The sequence below is a fragment of the Bradyrhizobium sp. USDA 4504 genome (assembly GCF_054063995.1).
Map to the genome: position 1 here is coordinate 6,716,111 of NZ_JBSSGV010000001.1, position 15,603 is coordinate 6,731,713.

Consider the following 15,603-nt stretch of genomic DNA (forward strand, 5'->3'; position numbering starts at 1 on the left):
AGCGGACGTCACAGATGTAGCCGCTCCCCAGTCTGTTCAAGATGGCCGCCGGATCAAGCGAATAGTTGCGCAATCTGAAAGCCTTACGACGTGATCGCGAAGCCGTGACGACAGGAAGGGACAGATTCACTGGCCTTTCGGGTGAGGAGAGATCACAGACGGCTTGCCGGGAATCAATCCCAAGGCGAATCACCGACACATGTTCGTCACACAACGACAATTCCGCCTGCGGCGCAGAAACTACCGGGGGTCGCACAAGATTAAAAATGGTCGAGTTCCCACACTCTACCTCCCGCTGCATGGCCGAATCGTGGTTAACGGCGCGGTGTCACGTGGACACACATTGACACTCGGAAGCATCGACAATACGGTCGTGGTTGCCAACCGGTAAATTTTCTTGGCCGCCGCGCTTTTCTCGAACATTCATTGGGCTTTTCTCGCGGCGTGAGTGAGTGGAAGCGATTACGTAATGGCAAGCGCATTTGAACTTGCTGATGTCGGGACTCCGCAACCGTCGCGGTGTCCGCATATTGCGAGCGGATCGGTGCGATCTCGGATCGTAAGTAGTCAACCTCAACGTGTGAACTGCTTCACACCTCGTCGTCCCCAAAAATTGTAGTTAGTTGATCGGCTTTCACGCCGATCGCGGGAGTGCTCATGACGACCATACCTGCCTATACAATCGGTGGTTTAACCCGCCCCGAGCTTCATCTCGATCCGAGCGGCAATATCATTCTGGATCCGGCCGCGCAGGCGTTCGTCAATACGTATGGTCTGCAATATCTTTACCTGGGTTGTCCTCCCGGCACGCCGTGGCCGCCCGTGCCCGGCTTCCTGTCGCCTCCGACCGACGCCAATGCCGGCGCCAACACGGTTGTTGAGGGCGCCGCAGCCAATACATCGGTCGGCATCACCGCGCAATCCACCAGCCTGATCGGTCTTCCGGTCACCTATTCGCTGGCGTCCGATTCCTCGCATGGCGGCTTCAAGGTCGATCCGAATACCGGCGTCGTGTCGATTGCCGATCCCTCCAAGGTCGATTTCGAGAGCTCCGGCGGCAGCTACGTTGTCAATGTGCAGGCGACCGACGGTATCTTCGTCTCGTCGCAGAGCTTCACGATCGCGGTCAGCAATGCGCCGCCCTCGACACCGACCGACGGCAACGCCACCGCCAACGCCGTCAACGAGGGCGCCGCGGTCAACACCTCGGTCGGCATCACCGCGTCGTCGGCCGACGTCAACGGCCCCGGCGTCACCTACTCACTGACATCGGATTCCTCCAATGGCGGCTTCAAGATCGATCCCACCACCGGCATCGTCACCGTCGCCAATTCCGCCAAGATCGACTTCGAGACCGCGCCGGGCCACGCCTACACCATCACGGTCCAGGCCAGCGACGGCCATGGCGGCGTCAGCTCGCAGAGCTTCACGATCAACGTCAACGACGTGGCGGTCAGCACCCCGGTCGACATTAATGCCGCCGCCAACAGCGTCGTCGAAGGCGCTGCCGTCAATACGCTGGTCGGCATCACCGCCTCCGCGGTCGATCCGAACGGCCCCGCAACCACCTATTCGCTGACCGGCGACACCTCCGGCGGCGGCTTCACCATCAATGCCACGACGGGTGTCGTCACCGTCGCCGATCCGAACAAGCTCGATTACGAGAGCGCGCCGGGCCACGCCTACACCATCACGGTGCAGGCGACGAGTGGCGCGACCACGACGACGCAAACCTTCACGATCGGCGTGACCGACGCCCCGCCGTCGGCTCCCACCGACTCTGACGCCGCGACCAACACAGTGGTCGAAGGCGCCGCCATCGGCACCGCCGTCGGCATCACCGCGCACGCCACCGACATCAATGGCGGCACCGTGACCTATTCGCTGGTCGGCGATGCCCACGGCCTCACCATCAACGCCGCGACCGGCGTCGTCACCGTCGCCGATCCCACCAAGGTCGATTTCGAAACCGCGCCCGGCCACGCCTACACGATCACCGCGCAGGCCAGCGACGGCACGCAGACCAGCACGCAGACCTTTACCGTCAACGTCACCGACGTTGCGCCGTCGGCCCCGGTCGACAGCAATGCTGCCGCGAATACCGTCGTCGAAGGTGCGGCCGTCGGCACCACGGTCGGCGTCACCGCATCCTCGACCGACATCAACGGCCCGGCGGTAACCTATTCGCTGACCGGCGACAGCTCCGGCGGCGGCTTCACCATCAACGCGACAACAGGCGTCATCACCGTCGCCGACCCGAGCAAGCTCGATTACGAAAGCGCGCCCGGCCACGCCTATACCGTTACCGCGCAGGCCAGCGACGGCACCCTTGCGACCTCGCAGACCTTCACCATCGCCGTCACCGAAGCCCCGCCCTCGACCCCGGTCGACAGCGACGCCAGCGCCAATGCGATCGCCGAAGGCGCCGCCAACGGCTCGACCGTCGGTGTCACGGCGTCGTCGATCGACGTCAACGGCCCGCCGGTGACCTATGCGCTGATCGGCGACACCTCCGGCGGCGGCTTCACCATCGACGCGACAACCGGCGTCATCACCGTCGCGGATAGCACCAAGGTCGATTACGAGAGCAGCGGTCCGACCCATTCCTATACCGTCACCGCGCAGGCCAGCGACGGCACGACGGCGAGTTCGCAAACCTTTACGATCGCCGTCACCGACGTCGCGCCGTCGACCCCGGTCGACTCCGACGCCGGCGCCAACACCGTCATTGAAGGCGCAGCCAACGGCTCGACCGTCGGTATCACCGCGTCGGCGACCGACATCAACGGTCCGGCCGTGACCTGGTCGCTGATCGGCGACAGCTCCGGCGGCGGCTTCACCATCAATGCCGCAACCGGCGTCGTCACGGTCGCCGATTCGAGCAAGCTCGATTTCGAAAGCTCGGGCGGCAGCTACACCGTCACCACGCAAGCCAGCGACGGCACGCTAGCGAGCTCGCAGACCTTCACCATCAACATCGCGGATGTTGCGCCATCGACGCCGGTCGACGGCGACGCCGCCGCCAACAGCGTTGTCGAAGGCGCGGCCGCCGGCACTGCGGTCGGCATCACCGCGCATGCGACCGACGTCAACGGCCCGGCCGTGACCTGGTCGCTGATCGGCGACACCTCCGGCGGCGGCTTCACCATCGACCCGACGACCGGCGTCATCACCGTCGCCGACCCGACCAAGATCGATTATGAGGGCAGCGGCCCGACCCATTCTTATACGGTGACCGCGCAGGCCAGCGACGGAACGCTGGCGAGCTCGCAGAGCTTCACCATCGCCGTCAACGACGCCGCACCGTCGACCCCGGTCGATGCCGACGCCGGCACCAACACGATCGCCGAAGGCGCTGCCAACGGCTCGACCGTCGGCATCACCGCGGCGGCAACCGACGTCAACGGCCCAACCGTGACCTGGTCGCTGATCGGCGACACCTCCGGCGGTGGCTTCACCATCAATGCGACGACGGGCGTCATCACCGTCGCGGACAGCTCCAAGATCGATTACGAAAGCCCGGCCGGACACGCCTACACCGTCACCGCGCAGGCCAGCGACGGTTTGCTCACGAGTTCGCAGACCTTCACCATCGCCGTCACCGACGTCGCGCCGTCGACCCCGGTCGATGCCGACGCCGGCGCCAACCGCGTTGCGGTCAACGCACCGGTCGGCGCGGGAACCAGCGTCACGGCATCCTCGACGGACGTCAACGGCCCCGCCGTGACCTATTCGCTGGTCGGCGACACTTCCGGCGGCGGCTTCACCATCGATGCGACCACCGGCAAGATCACGGTCGCCGATCCCAGCAAGATCAACATTGCCGACCCGTCCTATGACGTCACGGTCGATGCGAGCGACGGTACGCTGCACAGCCAGCAGACCTTCACCATCGCCGTCGTGGTCGACCAGGCGCCGGTCGTCACCCGCCGGCCACACGCTGAACTACACCGAGAACCAGGCCGCGACCGTGATCGATTCGGCGATCACCGTCACCGACGGCGATGACGCCAATCTGGTGTCCGCGACGGTGCAGATCACCGGCAACTATGCCAGCGGCCAGGATGTCCTCGGCTTCACCAACCAGAACGGCATCACCGGCTCGTTCAATGCCGCGACCGGAACGCTGACGCTGACCGGCTCCTCCAGCGTCGCGAACTACCAGGCCGCGCTGGCGTCGGTGACTTACATCAACAGCAGCGACAATCCGTCCGGGCTGGCGCGCACCGTCACCATCACGACCAATGACGGCACGCTCGACAGCTCGCCGGTCACCGACACCATCAACGTCACCCCGGTCAACGACCCGCCCGTCGTCACCGCCGGTCACACCCTCAATTACACCGAGAACCAGGCCGCGACCGCGTTCGACCCGGCGATCATCGTGTCCGACGTCGACAACACTACGCTGACCGGCGCGACGGTGCAGATCACCGGCAACTACGCGAACGGTCAGGACGTCCTCGCCTTTACGTCCCAGAACGGCATCACCGGCTCGTTCAATGCGGGAACCGGCATGCTGACGCTGACAGGCACCGCCAGCGTCGCCGATTATCAGGCGGCGCTCGCCTCGGTGACCTATCAGAACACCAGCGACAACCCGTCGGGCCTGGCGCGCACCGTCACGATCATCGCAAACGACGGCACGGCGACCTCCACGCCGGTCACCGGCACCATCAACGTCACGCCGGTCAACGATCCGCCGGTCACGACCGCCGGCGGCACGCTGAACTACACCGAAAACCAGGCCGCGACCGTGATCGATGCGTCGGTCAACGTGACCGATGTCGACAGCGCCAATATGACCGGCGCGACGGTGCAGATCACCGGCGGCTTCGCCGCCGGCCAGGACGTGCTGGGCTTCGCCGGCCAAAACGGCATCTCCGGATCGTACAACAGCTTGACCGGCGTGCTGACGCTATTTGGCTCCTCCAGCGTCGCCAACTACAAGGCCGCGCTCGATTCCATCACCTACTTCAACTCGAGCGACAATCCGTCCGGCGCGGATCGCACCGTCAGCTTCACCGTCAATGACGGCTCGGCGAATAGCAACACTTCGACCTCGATCATCCACGTCACGCCGGTCAACGACGCGCCGGTCGTGAGCTTCGGGGCCATCACCGGCTTCTCCGAGCCGCCGAACGGCACCCCGGCAGCGAACTCGACGCCGGTCACGATCACGCCGAACCTGACGATCACGGACGCCGAAGGCAATAACCTGACCGATGCGACCTTCGTTCTGAACAATCTGAAGCCGTCGGATGCGCTGTCGATCGCAGGCCACGCCGGCAACAGCGGCGATATCGGCGGCATCCACTTCGAGATCACCAGCACCGCGGGCACCGAAACGATCAGCTTCACCGGCACCGACACGCTTGCGCACTACAATGCGGCGCTGGACCTGATTCAGTTCAACAACACCAGCGAAAACCCCGACACCACCGCGCATTCCTACAGCCTGACCGTGCACGATGACGGCGGCACCGCCAATGGCGGCAGCAACACCGGCACAGGATCGACGACGGGAAGCGTCACCGCCGTGGACGATGGCCCGACCGCGTCGGTGCCGGCGGACAATTCGATCGGAACGGCGTTCTCGCACACCAACCTCGCGATTTCAGGACTTTCGGTCGCCGACATCGATGCCGCCAGCGGCAACGTCACGGCGACGATTGCCTCAAGCCATGCGAACCTGACCTTCAATACCGCCGGGCTCGCCAGCTCCACCAACAACAGCAGCCACACGGTGACGCTGACCGGCACCGTCGCACAGGTCAACACCGCGCTGGCGACCTTGACATACAACAGCGACGACGGCTTCACCGGCTCGGATACCGTCACGCTGAACATCAACGACAACGGCAACACCGGCACCGGCGGGCCGCTCACGTCGGGCGCCCAGACCTTCCACGTCGGCGTCGTCCCGCGCAGGTGTTCTATATCGACAACTCGCCCACGGCGCTGGCCAACAGCGCCAATCTCGGCACCGCGGCCGATCCATACACCTCGATCGCCGCCTACAACGCGGCGAATCCGGCCGGCTCTGGCGACTATGTCGTGCTGAGGTCCGGCACCTATACCGAGGCCAACGGCATCAACCTCGCCAATGGCGTCAACCTGGTCGGCGGCAGTCACTCCCTGACGTTCACCAATCCGGTGACCGGCGCTGTGGTGACCGCGAACACCGCGACCGGCACCGATCCGGTGATCAAGGTGACCGGCGCCGACAACGGCATCGACCTGCTCGGCACCTCGGGCCACAGCATTAGCGGCGTCAGCATCGACACCTCGGCCTCGACCGGCGTGGGCATCAGCGACGACGGCTTCAATGTCGGCACCGTCACGATGTCCGACATCACGGTCAAGACTGCCAGCGGCACCGGCATGAGCTTCACGCATGGCGGCACCATCACGCTGACCGGCACCAACAACTCCATCACGTCAGGCACCGGCACCGCGCTCGATGTCGAGAACACCCAGATCGGCTCGTCCAACCTCATCCTCAAGAGCATCACCTCGAGCGGTGGGTCCAACAACGGCATCATCCTGTCGAATACCGGCACGGCCGCCGGCAATGGCGGCCTGCACATCACCGGCGACGGTTCGACGGCGGGCAGCGGCGGCACCATCGCCAATAAGACCGGCGCCGACGGCAGCACCACGCAGGGCAGCGGCGTCTATCTGAACAACACCAAGGACGTTCAGCTCTCCTACCTGGCGATGCACGACTTCCAGAACTACGGCATCGTCGGCACCAGCGTCACCGGCTTTGCCCTCGGCAACACCACGGTGACCGGCACCAACGGCACCAACGTCGGCGGCATCGGCGAGGGCGACGTCTACTTCACCGGCCTGTCCGGCACGGCGTCGGTAACGAATTCGACCTTCACGGGCGCAGCGCTCGATGCGTTCCACGTCTTCAACAACAGCGGTCAGACACTCAACCGCATCACCATTACCGGCTCGACCTTCGCGACCAATTCGGCGGCCGGAAACAGCTCGGGCGATGCCCTGGTGTTCCAGGCCACCGACGGAACATTCAACGCGACCGTGCAGAATTCGACATTCACGTCGGCGCGCGGCGACCTGTTCCAGCTCGATCTGCACGGCGGCGTCAACTCGGACCTCGTGCTGAACGGAAACAGTTTCTCGAACAACAACCAGAATATCGTCTCGGGCGGCGGCGGCATCACCATCAGCTCCGGCGGGACCGGCGACCACGCCAACCTGACCTTCAACATCGCCAACAATACCATGCGTGATGCCCTCGGCACCGCGCTCGGCATCAGCACGGGATCAGGAGCAAGCTCGTTCAACGGCACGATCGATTCCAACACGATCGGCGTCGCCGGCGTCGCCAACAGCGGCTCCGCCCAGGGCAGTGACATCGGCTTCGTCACGATGGGCGGGGCCAATTCCAGCGTCACGATCACCAACAATCATCTGTATCAGTACAACAACGACGGAATCGAACTGCAGACCGGTGACGCTGCGAACGGCGGCAACGCCCTATTGACCGCGATCGTCATGGGCAACACGGTGTCCAACCCGGGTGCGTTCGGCGCTCATGGCTTCGAACTTAATGCCGGCACGGTCGCGGGCGATGCGCAGAGCGTCTCGCTGACGCTGGGCGGCACCGGCGCCCAGGAAAATCAGTTCCTCGGTTCGGGCGCGACCGGCACCGACATCCGGCTGCGCGATCGGTTTGCCACCACCGTCGGCCTGCACGCGGGCGACGGCACGTCCTACGGCGGCGGCTCCACCGATACCGCCGCGATTTCAGCCTACGTCCTGGCGCACAATACGGTCACCACGGCACCGACCATCAGCGTCACGGCGGGCAGCACCAACGGCTTCGGCTCGTCGCCGCTGATCGCCGCGGATGGCGGCGTGCAGGCCGCCATCGCGACCCCTGGTGAAACCCACCTGACGCAAAGCCAGCTCGACTCGGTCGTCTCGGCGGCCATTACCCAATGGGCAAAGGCTGGCGTGGACGCGGATCAACTGGCCGCGCTGCATGCCGTCACCTTCAGCGTCGCTGATCTCGCCGGCCAGGTCGTCGGCCTGGAAAGCGCCGGCCACATCACGATCGATGCCGACGCCGCCGGCCATGGCTGGTTTGTTGATTCGACACCGTTTGACAATTTTGAGTTCACCCACGCGCTCAATGCTTCCGGCTCCGATCTGCAGACCGATTCGTCGACGGCCGCCGCCGGTCATCTCGATCTATTGACCGCCGTGGTCCATGAATTGGGACACGTGCTCGGCCTCCCCGACCTGACGTCGTCATCCGATGTCAACGACCTGATGTATATCAGTCTCGCCGACGGCGAGCGGCGGCTCCCAATCGCCGCGGATGTCACGCAGGCCAACGTGGGATCGGCGAAGGCGATGCCCATGCAGAGCAACACATCCTCGACTCTGAACCGCGACGGCTTCGACTTCTCGTCGTTCACCCAGACGCCGTCGCAGGCCAGCACGAGCCACGCGGACCCGGCCGCGAACACCCAGACCTGGTCCGATCTGTTCAGCGGGCACGCCAATGCCGGCACCCCATGGTGGGTCGGCCATGAGGCGACGTTTGCCGCCATGGGCGGCACGCCGACCGACAACCACGCCCAGCTGCACCATGACCTGATCGTCTGACCGGGCACCGTATCGACTACACAACGCCTGCCGAAGCGTTCCGGCAGGCTTGCCTCAGATGGATGGGATCCGCGCTTCCGTCGACCCGGCAAACTTCAATCGCCTCATGATGTCCGCTTGGACATGTCCGATTCGTGACAACGGTCCCGTCAGCAGCGATACCGTCTCGTCGCGAACTGCGAATGGCTCGCGCGGCCGCGGAATCGAAAAAATCGCGGAAACCAGACAATCGTTGAGGTTGCACTAGCCGCAAAACACGCTATCGTGCAGACGTTGCACACGCAGCATCATTGCTTCGAATTTTTCACAAATCGTACGACGTATTCGCGGAGGACCGATGGCCGATCCGTTTCTTTCCGAAGTCCGCATGATGTCGTTCGGCTTTGCGCCCAAGGGTTGGGCATTTTGCAACGGCCAACTGCTTCCCATCGCTCAGAATCAGGCACTGTTCTCGTTGCTAGGTACGACCTATGGCGGGGACGGGCGCGTCACTTTTGGCCTGCCCGACCTTCGAGGCCGGGTGCCGATAAGTATGGGCCCCGGCTATACGCTCGGCCAACGCGGCGGCGAGGAGAGCCACACGCTCACGATCAACGAGATGGCGCAGCACAATCATTTGGCCAACGCCACCAACAGCAACGGTAGCCAGCCGCTCGATTCGGGGGCCTATCTCGGTGCCTTCAACAACGGCTACAGCACGTCGACGACCGACATCACCCCGCTCAATCCATTGACCGTGGGCAATGCCGGCGGCGGCCAGGCCCATCAGAACATGCAACCGTTCCTGACGATCAATTTCAGCATTGCCCTCCAGGGCATTTTCCCCTCGCAGAATTGACGAGAAGCGCCGATGTCAGAATCCTATTTAGGCGAAATCCGTATGTTCGGCGGCAGCTTTGCCCCGGTCGGATGGAATTTCTGTGACGGCAGCCTGTTGGCGATCTCCCAGTACGACGCGCTGTTCAATCTGATCGGCACCACCTATGGCGGCGATGGCCAATCCACCTTCGCGGTCCCCGATCTGCGCGGCCGTGTGCCAATCCACACGGGCACCGCCAGCAGCGGCACGACCTATGCCATGGGGCAGACTGGCGGCGTCGAAAACGTGACACTCACGACGCAGACGATCCCGCAGCATTCGCACGCCTTCATCGCCGCGAAGCAGACCGGCACCGCGTCGAACCCGCAGGGAAATATTCTCGATCAGACGACCGGCACAATCGCGATGTATATCGACGGCCAGCCGCCCGACGGGCCCATGGCAGGCGGAATGCTGACGAATACCGGCGGAAACCTGCCGCACAGCAATTTGCAGCCGCTGCTTTGCGTCACCTTCATCATTTCGCTGTCCGGCATTTTCCCGAGCCAGGGCTAGGAGCGCGACACCATGGCCGACCCCTTCGTCGCCGAAATCCGCATCTTTCCGTTCAACTTCGCTCCCAAGGGCTGGGCCTTCTGCAGCGGCCAGATCCTGCCGATCTCGCAGAACACGGCGCTGTTTTCGCTGCTCGGCGTCACCTATGGCGGCAACGGCACCTCGAATTTCGCGCTTCCCAACATGCAGGGCAACGCGCCGCTGGCGCCCGGACAGGGCCCGGGGCTGTCGCTGTATGACCTCGGCGAGACCACCGGCTCCCCCAATGTGACGCTGCTGCAAAACCAGATACCGCAGCACAACCACCCTGTGAACGTCGGTACGCAGGACACGGCCGACGTTCAAGTCCCGAGCCCGACCCGCATCCTCGGCAAATCGGCCAACGCGTTCGCCTACGTGCCCGGGAGCCCGGCGCCAACACTGACGCAGATGAACGCAACCATGATCGGCATGACGGGCGGCAACCTTCCGCACAACAACATGCAACCTTACCTCACGCTGAACTTCTGCATCGCACTGCAGGGCGTCTTCCCGGCGCGAGGCTGAGCTCGTTTTGGCTCTCGACGCGCCAGGCACCATCACGTCCGCCTTCGGCTGGGCGCGCGCGGCCGAAGTCGGTTGCGGCTTTCGCCGCCTGTCGGAGGCGGACCTGCCGTTCCTCGGCCGCCTCTATGCCTCGACGCGCGCCGAGGAACTTGCGCCGGTGCCGTGGAGCGAGGCCGACAAGGCTGCCTTTCTCGAGCAGCAATTCCGCGCCCAGCACGCGCACTACCAGCAGCACTATCCGAACGCCGATTGGCTGGTGATCGCGCGCCAGGGTGAAGACGTCGGCCGGTTCTATCTCGAACGCTGGCCGAGCCAGCACCGCATCATCGACATCGCCTTCCTGCCCGAGCATCGCGGCAGGGGCTACGGCGAAGCGTTGCTGCGCGACGCGATCGACGAGGCGAAGGCCGCCGGCAAGGACGTCTCGATCCACGTCGAGAAGCTCAACCCGGCGATGCGGCTCTACCGGCGGCTCGGCTTCATCACCGAGGAAGACAAGGGCGTTTACGACCTGATGCGCTGGCGGGCGGCAGAGCGTCAGGTGAAGATCGCTTGATAACCATTGCCGTCCGCGACCGGACCGATCGGCACCAGGAACATCTCGATCACGCCCAATGCCGGATGCCGCACCGGATAGATCGCCTGCGGCAGCCACGCGCCCTTCGGGCCCGCGAACAGCAGCGAGAACGCGCCGCCCGGCCGGCCGCTGTTGCCCGCGGGCTCGACCTTGGCGAGCTTCAGCGGCACGACGCAATCCCTCTCCGCCTGCATCGCGAACTCCGCATCCTGATGCGGCGTGAAGTCGTCAATATGCAGTTTCGCGAGATCGACGGTCGATGTCATGCGCACGTCCCTGTTGCTTTCGAGGTGTAACACACGCGGCGATGTTGCCGTCAAGATTTCTGCCGGTCATCCGATTTCGACCTGAAGCTTTCACCGTCATTCCGGGGCGCCCTCTGCTTCCAGGGGGAGGCAAGTAAACGCAAGACTCGGATGCAGCGCGCCGCGAGGATGCGGATGTATGACTCACGCGAGCGCTACATATTCGATGTCGTCCCGGGCAAGCCAACGGGTCGGCGCGAAGCGCCGCCCGATGACAGGCTCCGCGCGACCCGGGACCCATAACCACCGATGCCAATTGTTTAGCCAGCGCTCGGGCCACAGCTCACTTCAACAACGCAACCCTGTGGTTATGGGTCCCTGCTTTCGCAGGGACGACAGCGGAATGGGCGGCGCGACCGTATCAAACCACCGGCCCAGAGCCCTGATGACGGCCCCGATTTCCTCCGCTAACCTCGCCGCAAAGGTCCGCCAGCAAGGCGGACCGTGTTGAGGGAGGACAGGCGCTTGCATCAAGGCCGTGTCGTATTCGGTGCCATGGACGAGGTCGTGTTCGGGCGGCCCGCGCGTGAGGCCATCGTCGAGCAGCTGGACCGGATTGGCGCCGAGCGCGCCTTTCTGATGGTGTCGGGCACGCTGAACCGCGAGACCGACGAGATCGAGAAGGTTCGCGCGGCGCTTGGGCGCCGCTGCGTCGGCACCTTCGACAAGATGCCGGCGCATACGCCGCGCGCCGCGGTGATCGCGGCGGCGGAGCAGGCGCGCGGCGCGAAAGCGGATTTGATCGTCACGATCGGCGGCGGCTCGATCACCGACGGCGCCAAGGCGGTGCAGCTTTGCCTCGCCAACAACGTCACGACGTCCGACGGCATCGAGACGATCCGCACCCATGGCGGCGTCTCGCCCGCGATGAACCCACCGACCGTGCGCCAGATCAGCGTGCCGACCACCATCGCCGGCGGCGAGTTCTCGTCGATCGCCGGCGTCACCAACGAGGCCAAGCGGCAGAAGGAGATGCTGCGCCATCCGCTGGTGATGCCGCGCGCCACCATCCTCGATCCGGAACTGTCGGTGCACACGCCGGAATGGCTGTTCCTGTCGACCGGCATCCGCGCCGTCGACCATTGCGTCGAGGGCATCTGCTCGCGCGAGGCGCATCCTTACGGCGACGCGCAGGCGCTGAAGGGACTGGAGATGCTGGCAGCCGGCCTGCCGCGGGTGAAAGCCGACCCGAAGGATATTTCGGCGCGAATGGATTGCCAGATCGGCACCTGGCTCTCCACCGGCCCGCTCGCCTCGGGTGTGCCGATGGGCGCGAGCCACGGCATCGGCTACGTGCTCGGCGCCGAATTCGACGTGCCGCACGGCTATACCTCGTGCGTGATGCTGCCCGCGGTGATGCGCTGGAACAAGCGCGACAATGCCGACCGGCACGCGCTGGTCGCGGCCGCAATGGGACATGCGGGCGCGGACGCCGGCGACGTGCTCGACCTCTTCATCCGCGACCTCGGCATGCCGCGCAGCCTGCAGGAGGTCCACGTCGGCCCCGAGCATTTCGACCGCATCGCAAAGCAAGCGATGCGAACGCCCTGGGTGCCGCGCAATCCGCGCAAGATCGACGATCCATCCCAGGTTCGCGAGATTCTGGAGATGGCTGCATAGAGCGCTTTCGAGCGAAGTGGGTACCGGTTCGCGTGAAGAAAACGCGTCAAACAAGAACAAGCACGATCAAGGGGGATCTGGAGTTCGATGTATACCGGCAAGCATGCTTACCTGCGCCCGCTGCAACCCGCCTTCATCATGGCCGGGACCGGCGAGACCGTCACCTATCGTGAGCTCGAGGCGCGCTCCAACCGGCTCGCGCATCTGTTCCGCAAGCAGGGGCTGCGTCGGCTCGATCATTATTCGATCTTCATGGAGAACAACAACCGCTACCTCGAGGCCTGCGGCGCCGGCGAGCGCGCCGGGCTCTACTTCACCTGCGTCAACTCCTACCTCACCGCGGGCGAACTCGCCTACATCCTGACCAACAGCCAGTCGCGGATCCTGATCACCTCGAAGCTGAAGCTCGACATCGCGCGCGAGGCGCTGAAGGAGTGCCTGCGGGTCGAGCTCTGCATCGTGGTCGACGGCGAAAGCGAGAGCGATCGCATTGTCGGACTGCGAGAGGCCACCGCAGGCCTGCCGTCAACGCCGATCGCGGACGAATTTGCCGGCACCGCGATGCTGTATTCCTCCGGCACGACCGGCCGGCCCAAGGGCATCGTGCGGCCGCTGCCGGAGCAGCCGCCATCGCAGAACCTGCCGCTGTTCGATTTCCTGACCAAGCTCTGGCACTACCGCGAGGGCATGGTCTACCTCTCGCCGGCGCCGCTCTACCACTCGGCGCCGCAGGCCGCGGTCAATCTCACCATCCGGATGGGCGGCACGGTCGTCATTATGGAGAGCTTCGACCCGGAGCGCTATCTGCAGCTGGTCGAGCAATGGGGCATCACCCACAGCCAGCTGGTGCCGACCATGTTCTCGCGCCTGCTGAAACTGCCCGAGGAGGTTCGCGCCCGCTACGATCTGTCGACCCTCGAGATCGCGATCCATGCCGCCGCGCCCTGCCCGGCGCTGGTCAAGGACGACATGATCAAATGGTGGGGCCCCATCATCCACGAATATTACGGCGCGACCGAGGGGCTCGGCTTCACCGCCTGCAACAGCGAGGAGTGGCTCGCGCATCGCGGCACCGTCGGCAGGGTCCTGCTCGGCGATCTGTATATCCTCGACGAGAACATGCAGCCTTGCCCCAAGGGAACGCCGGGCACCGTGTGGTTCAAGACCGCCACGCCATTCGAATATTTCAACGACCCCGCCAAGACCGGCGAGGCGCGCTCGGCCGACGGCAGCATGAGCACGGTCGGCGACGTCGGCTATGTCGACGACGAGAACTTCCTCTATCTCACCGACCGCGCCACCTTCATGATCATCTCCGGCGGCGTGAACATCTATCCGCAGGAATGCGAGAACCTCCTGATCACCCATCCCAAGGTCGCCGACGCCGCGGTGTTCGGCGTGCCCAATGTCGATCTCGGCGAGGAAGTGAAGGCGGTGGTGCAGCCGGTCGACGGCATCGCGCCGGGGCCGGAGCTTGCCGAGGAACTGATCGCATTCTGCGCCGGCTCGCTGTCGCGCCAGAAGGTGCCGCGCTCGGTGGATTTCGAAGCCGAGCTGCCGCGGCTGCCGACCGGCAAACTCTACAAGCGCCTGCTGCGTGACCGCTATTGGGGCAACAAGACCTCGCGGATCGTGTGAGCGGCGGTGCGGCATCCGGACTGATGCTGCCAACCAAGCCGACGGACGCAACGGACTCGCCGGTCGCGCGGATTTCGCGCTATGCTCCGGGATCGTAAGCCAGCTTCGCCGGAGGCCGCCATGCCATTGCCCCAGCCGCGCGAGCCGGAGCCGGTGCAGGCCGGAAGGCTCGAATTCACTGCCGCCGAGATCGGTGCACTCGCCCATCTCTATCGTGGCGAGGTCTATCGCAGCACGGTCTGGCGCACCCGTCTCGACAGCTCGACCAACTGGGCGGTGGTCACGACCGGGATCGCGCTGTCGGCGACCTATAGCAGCGCAGAGGCTTCGCCCTTGCCGATGGTCCTGGTCGGACTGCTGGTAACCGTGTTCCTGCTATTCGAGGCGCGGCGCTATCGCTATTTCAACGTCTGGCGCGCCCGGGCGCGGTTGCTCGAAACCGACTTCTACGCGCCGATGATCCGCGGCGAGGGCCCCACACCGAACGCAGCCTGGACCGACCTGCTCGCCAACGACTACCGCCGCCCCAGCTATCACATCAGCTATGTCAGAGCGATCGGCCGGCGCCTGCGACGGACTTATGGCTGGATCTTCGCGATCCAGGCCATCGCCTATTACGGCAAGCTGGCGATCCACCCGCTGCCGCTGACCACGATGAGCGCGATCTTGGACCGCGCTTCGATCGGTCCGATTCCCGGAACCATCGTGATTCTGGCCGGTGTCGCCTTCCATTCCAGCTGGGCGCTGTTCGCCTTCGTCACACATCGCATCGAGGTCGCGGACCGGCGCACGCGGCACAATCTGATCGCAATGGGCTGAGGCGCCGCGGGCCGCGTTGCCGATCGCGGGCTTTTCCCCTAACCTCGCCGCAACAACAAAGAAAAGGGAGGACTTGC

10 protein-coding genes are annotated in these 15,603 nt (G+C 64.7%); 9 read left to right on the top strand and 1 reads right to left on the bottom strand.

Features of this window, described 5'->3' with window-relative positions; genetic code table 11:
- Window positions 1–657: 657 nt before the first annotated feature.
- The 6 genes from ACVMB1_RS31580 (at window position 658) to ACVMB1_RS31605 (ending at window position 11,123) form a co-directional block, all read left to right on the top strand.
- The gene (locus ACVMB1_RS31580; protein WP_456849659.1) at window positions 658–4,008 is read left to right on the top strand and encodes a beta strand repeat-containing protein; all 3,351 of its coding nucleotides are present in this window, start codon (window positions 658–660) and stop codon (window positions 4,006–4,008) included.
- Window positions 4,009–5,931: 1,923 nt separating this feature from the next.
- Window positions 5,932–8,646 carry a beta strand repeat-containing protein gene (locus tag ACVMB1_RS31585; protein WP_456849661.1) on the top strand — a complete coding sequence of 905 codons (2,715 nt, stop codon included), beginning with the start codon at window positions 5,932–5,934 and terminating at the stop codon, window positions 8,644–8,646.
- 337 nt (window positions 8,647–8,983) lie between these two features.
- Window positions 8,984–9,484 carry a phage tail protein gene (locus ACVMB1_RS31590; protein ID WP_076834879.1) on the top strand — a complete coding sequence of 167 codons (501 nt, stop codon included), beginning with the start codon at window positions 8,984–8,986 and terminating at the stop codon, window positions 9,482–9,484.
- Window positions 9,485–9,526: 42 nt separating this feature from the next.
- Complete coding sequence (locus ACVMB1_RS31595) at window positions 9,527–10,021, top strand: phage tail protein (protein WP_253588614.1); 495 nt, start codon at window positions 9,527–9,529, stop codon at window positions 10,019–10,021.
- A 12-nt stretch (window positions 10,022–10,033) separates the two neighbouring features.
- A complete protein-coding gene (locus ACVMB1_RS31600) occupies window positions 10,034–10,567 on the top strand; it encodes a phage tail protein (RefSeq protein ID WP_076834877.1) in 534 nt (177 codons plus the stop codon).
- Between the two features lie 7 nt (window positions 10,568–10,574).
- On the top strand, window positions 10,575–11,123 hold the full coding sequence (locus ACVMB1_RS31605) for a GNAT family N-acetyltransferase (protein ID WP_244559027.1): 549 nt from the start codon (window positions 10,575–10,577) through the stop codon (window positions 11,121–11,123).
- On the opposite strand, the gene ACVMB1_RS31610 is transcribed toward ACVMB1_RS31605, so the two are convergent.
- Window positions 11,105–11,410: a DUF6916 family protein gene (locus tag ACVMB1_RS31610; RefSeq protein ID WP_244559026.1), complete on the bottom strand. Its 306-nt coding sequence runs from the start codon at window positions 11,408–11,410 to the stop codon at window positions 11,105–11,107. The genes ACVMB1_RS31605 and ACVMB1_RS31610 overlap by 19 nt on opposite strands.
- Before the next feature lie 504 nt (window positions 11,411–11,914).
- On the opposite strand from ACVMB1_RS31610, the gene ACVMB1_RS31615 reads away from it, so the two are divergent.
- The 3 genes from ACVMB1_RS31615 (at window position 11,915) to ACVMB1_RS31625 (ending at window position 15,526) form a co-directional block, all read left to right on the top strand.
- A complete protein-coding gene (locus ACVMB1_RS31615; RefSeq protein WP_076834875.1) occupies window positions 11,915–13,069 on the top strand; it encodes an iron-containing alcohol dehydrogenase in 1,155 nt (384 codons plus the stop codon).
- An 87-nt stretch (window positions 13,070–13,156) separates the two neighbouring features.
- Window positions 13,157–14,707, top strand: coding sequence for an AMP-binding protein (locus tag ACVMB1_RS31620; RefSeq protein ID WP_076834874.1), 1,551 nt, complete (start codon window positions 13,157–13,159; stop codon window positions 14,705–14,707).
- A 120-nt stretch (window positions 14,708–14,827) separates the two neighbouring features.
- Window positions 14,828–15,526, top strand: coding sequence for a DUF2270 domain-containing protein (locus ACVMB1_RS31625; protein ID WP_371852193.1), 699 nt, complete (start codon window positions 14,828–14,830; stop codon window positions 15,524–15,526).
- The last annotated feature ends 77 nt before the right edge of the window (window positions 15,527–15,603 follow it).

Bases quoted from the DNA above. Each gene is read 5' to 3' on its own strand.
- ACVMB1_RS31580 (WP_456849659.1), top strand. From the start codon at position 658: ATGACGACCATACCTGCCTATACAATCGGTGGTTTAACCCGCCCCGAG.
- ACVMB1_RS31590 (WP_076834879.1), top strand. From the start codon at position 8,984: ATGGCCGATCCGTTTCTTTCCGAAGTCCGCATGATGTCGTTCGGCTTT.
- ACVMB1_RS31595 (WP_253588614.1), top strand. From the start codon at position 9,527: ATGTTCGGCGGCAGCTTTGCCCCGGTCGGATGGAATTTCTGTGACGGC.
- ACVMB1_RS31600 (WP_076834877.1), top strand. From the start codon at position 10,034: ATGGCCGACCCCTTCGTCGCCGAAATCCGCATCTTTCCGTTCAACTTC.
- ACVMB1_RS31610 (WP_244559026.1), bottom strand. From the start codon at position 11,410: ATGACATCGACCGTCGATCTCGCGAAACTGCATATTGACGACTTCACG.
- ACVMB1_RS31620 (WP_076834874.1), top strand. From the start codon at position 13,157: ATGTATACCGGCAAGCATGCTTACCTGCGCCCGCTGCAACCCGCCTTC.
- ACVMB1_RS31625 (WP_371852193.1), top strand. From the start codon at position 14,828: ATGCCATTGCCCCAGCCGCGCGAGCCGGAGCCGGTGCAGGCCGGAAGG.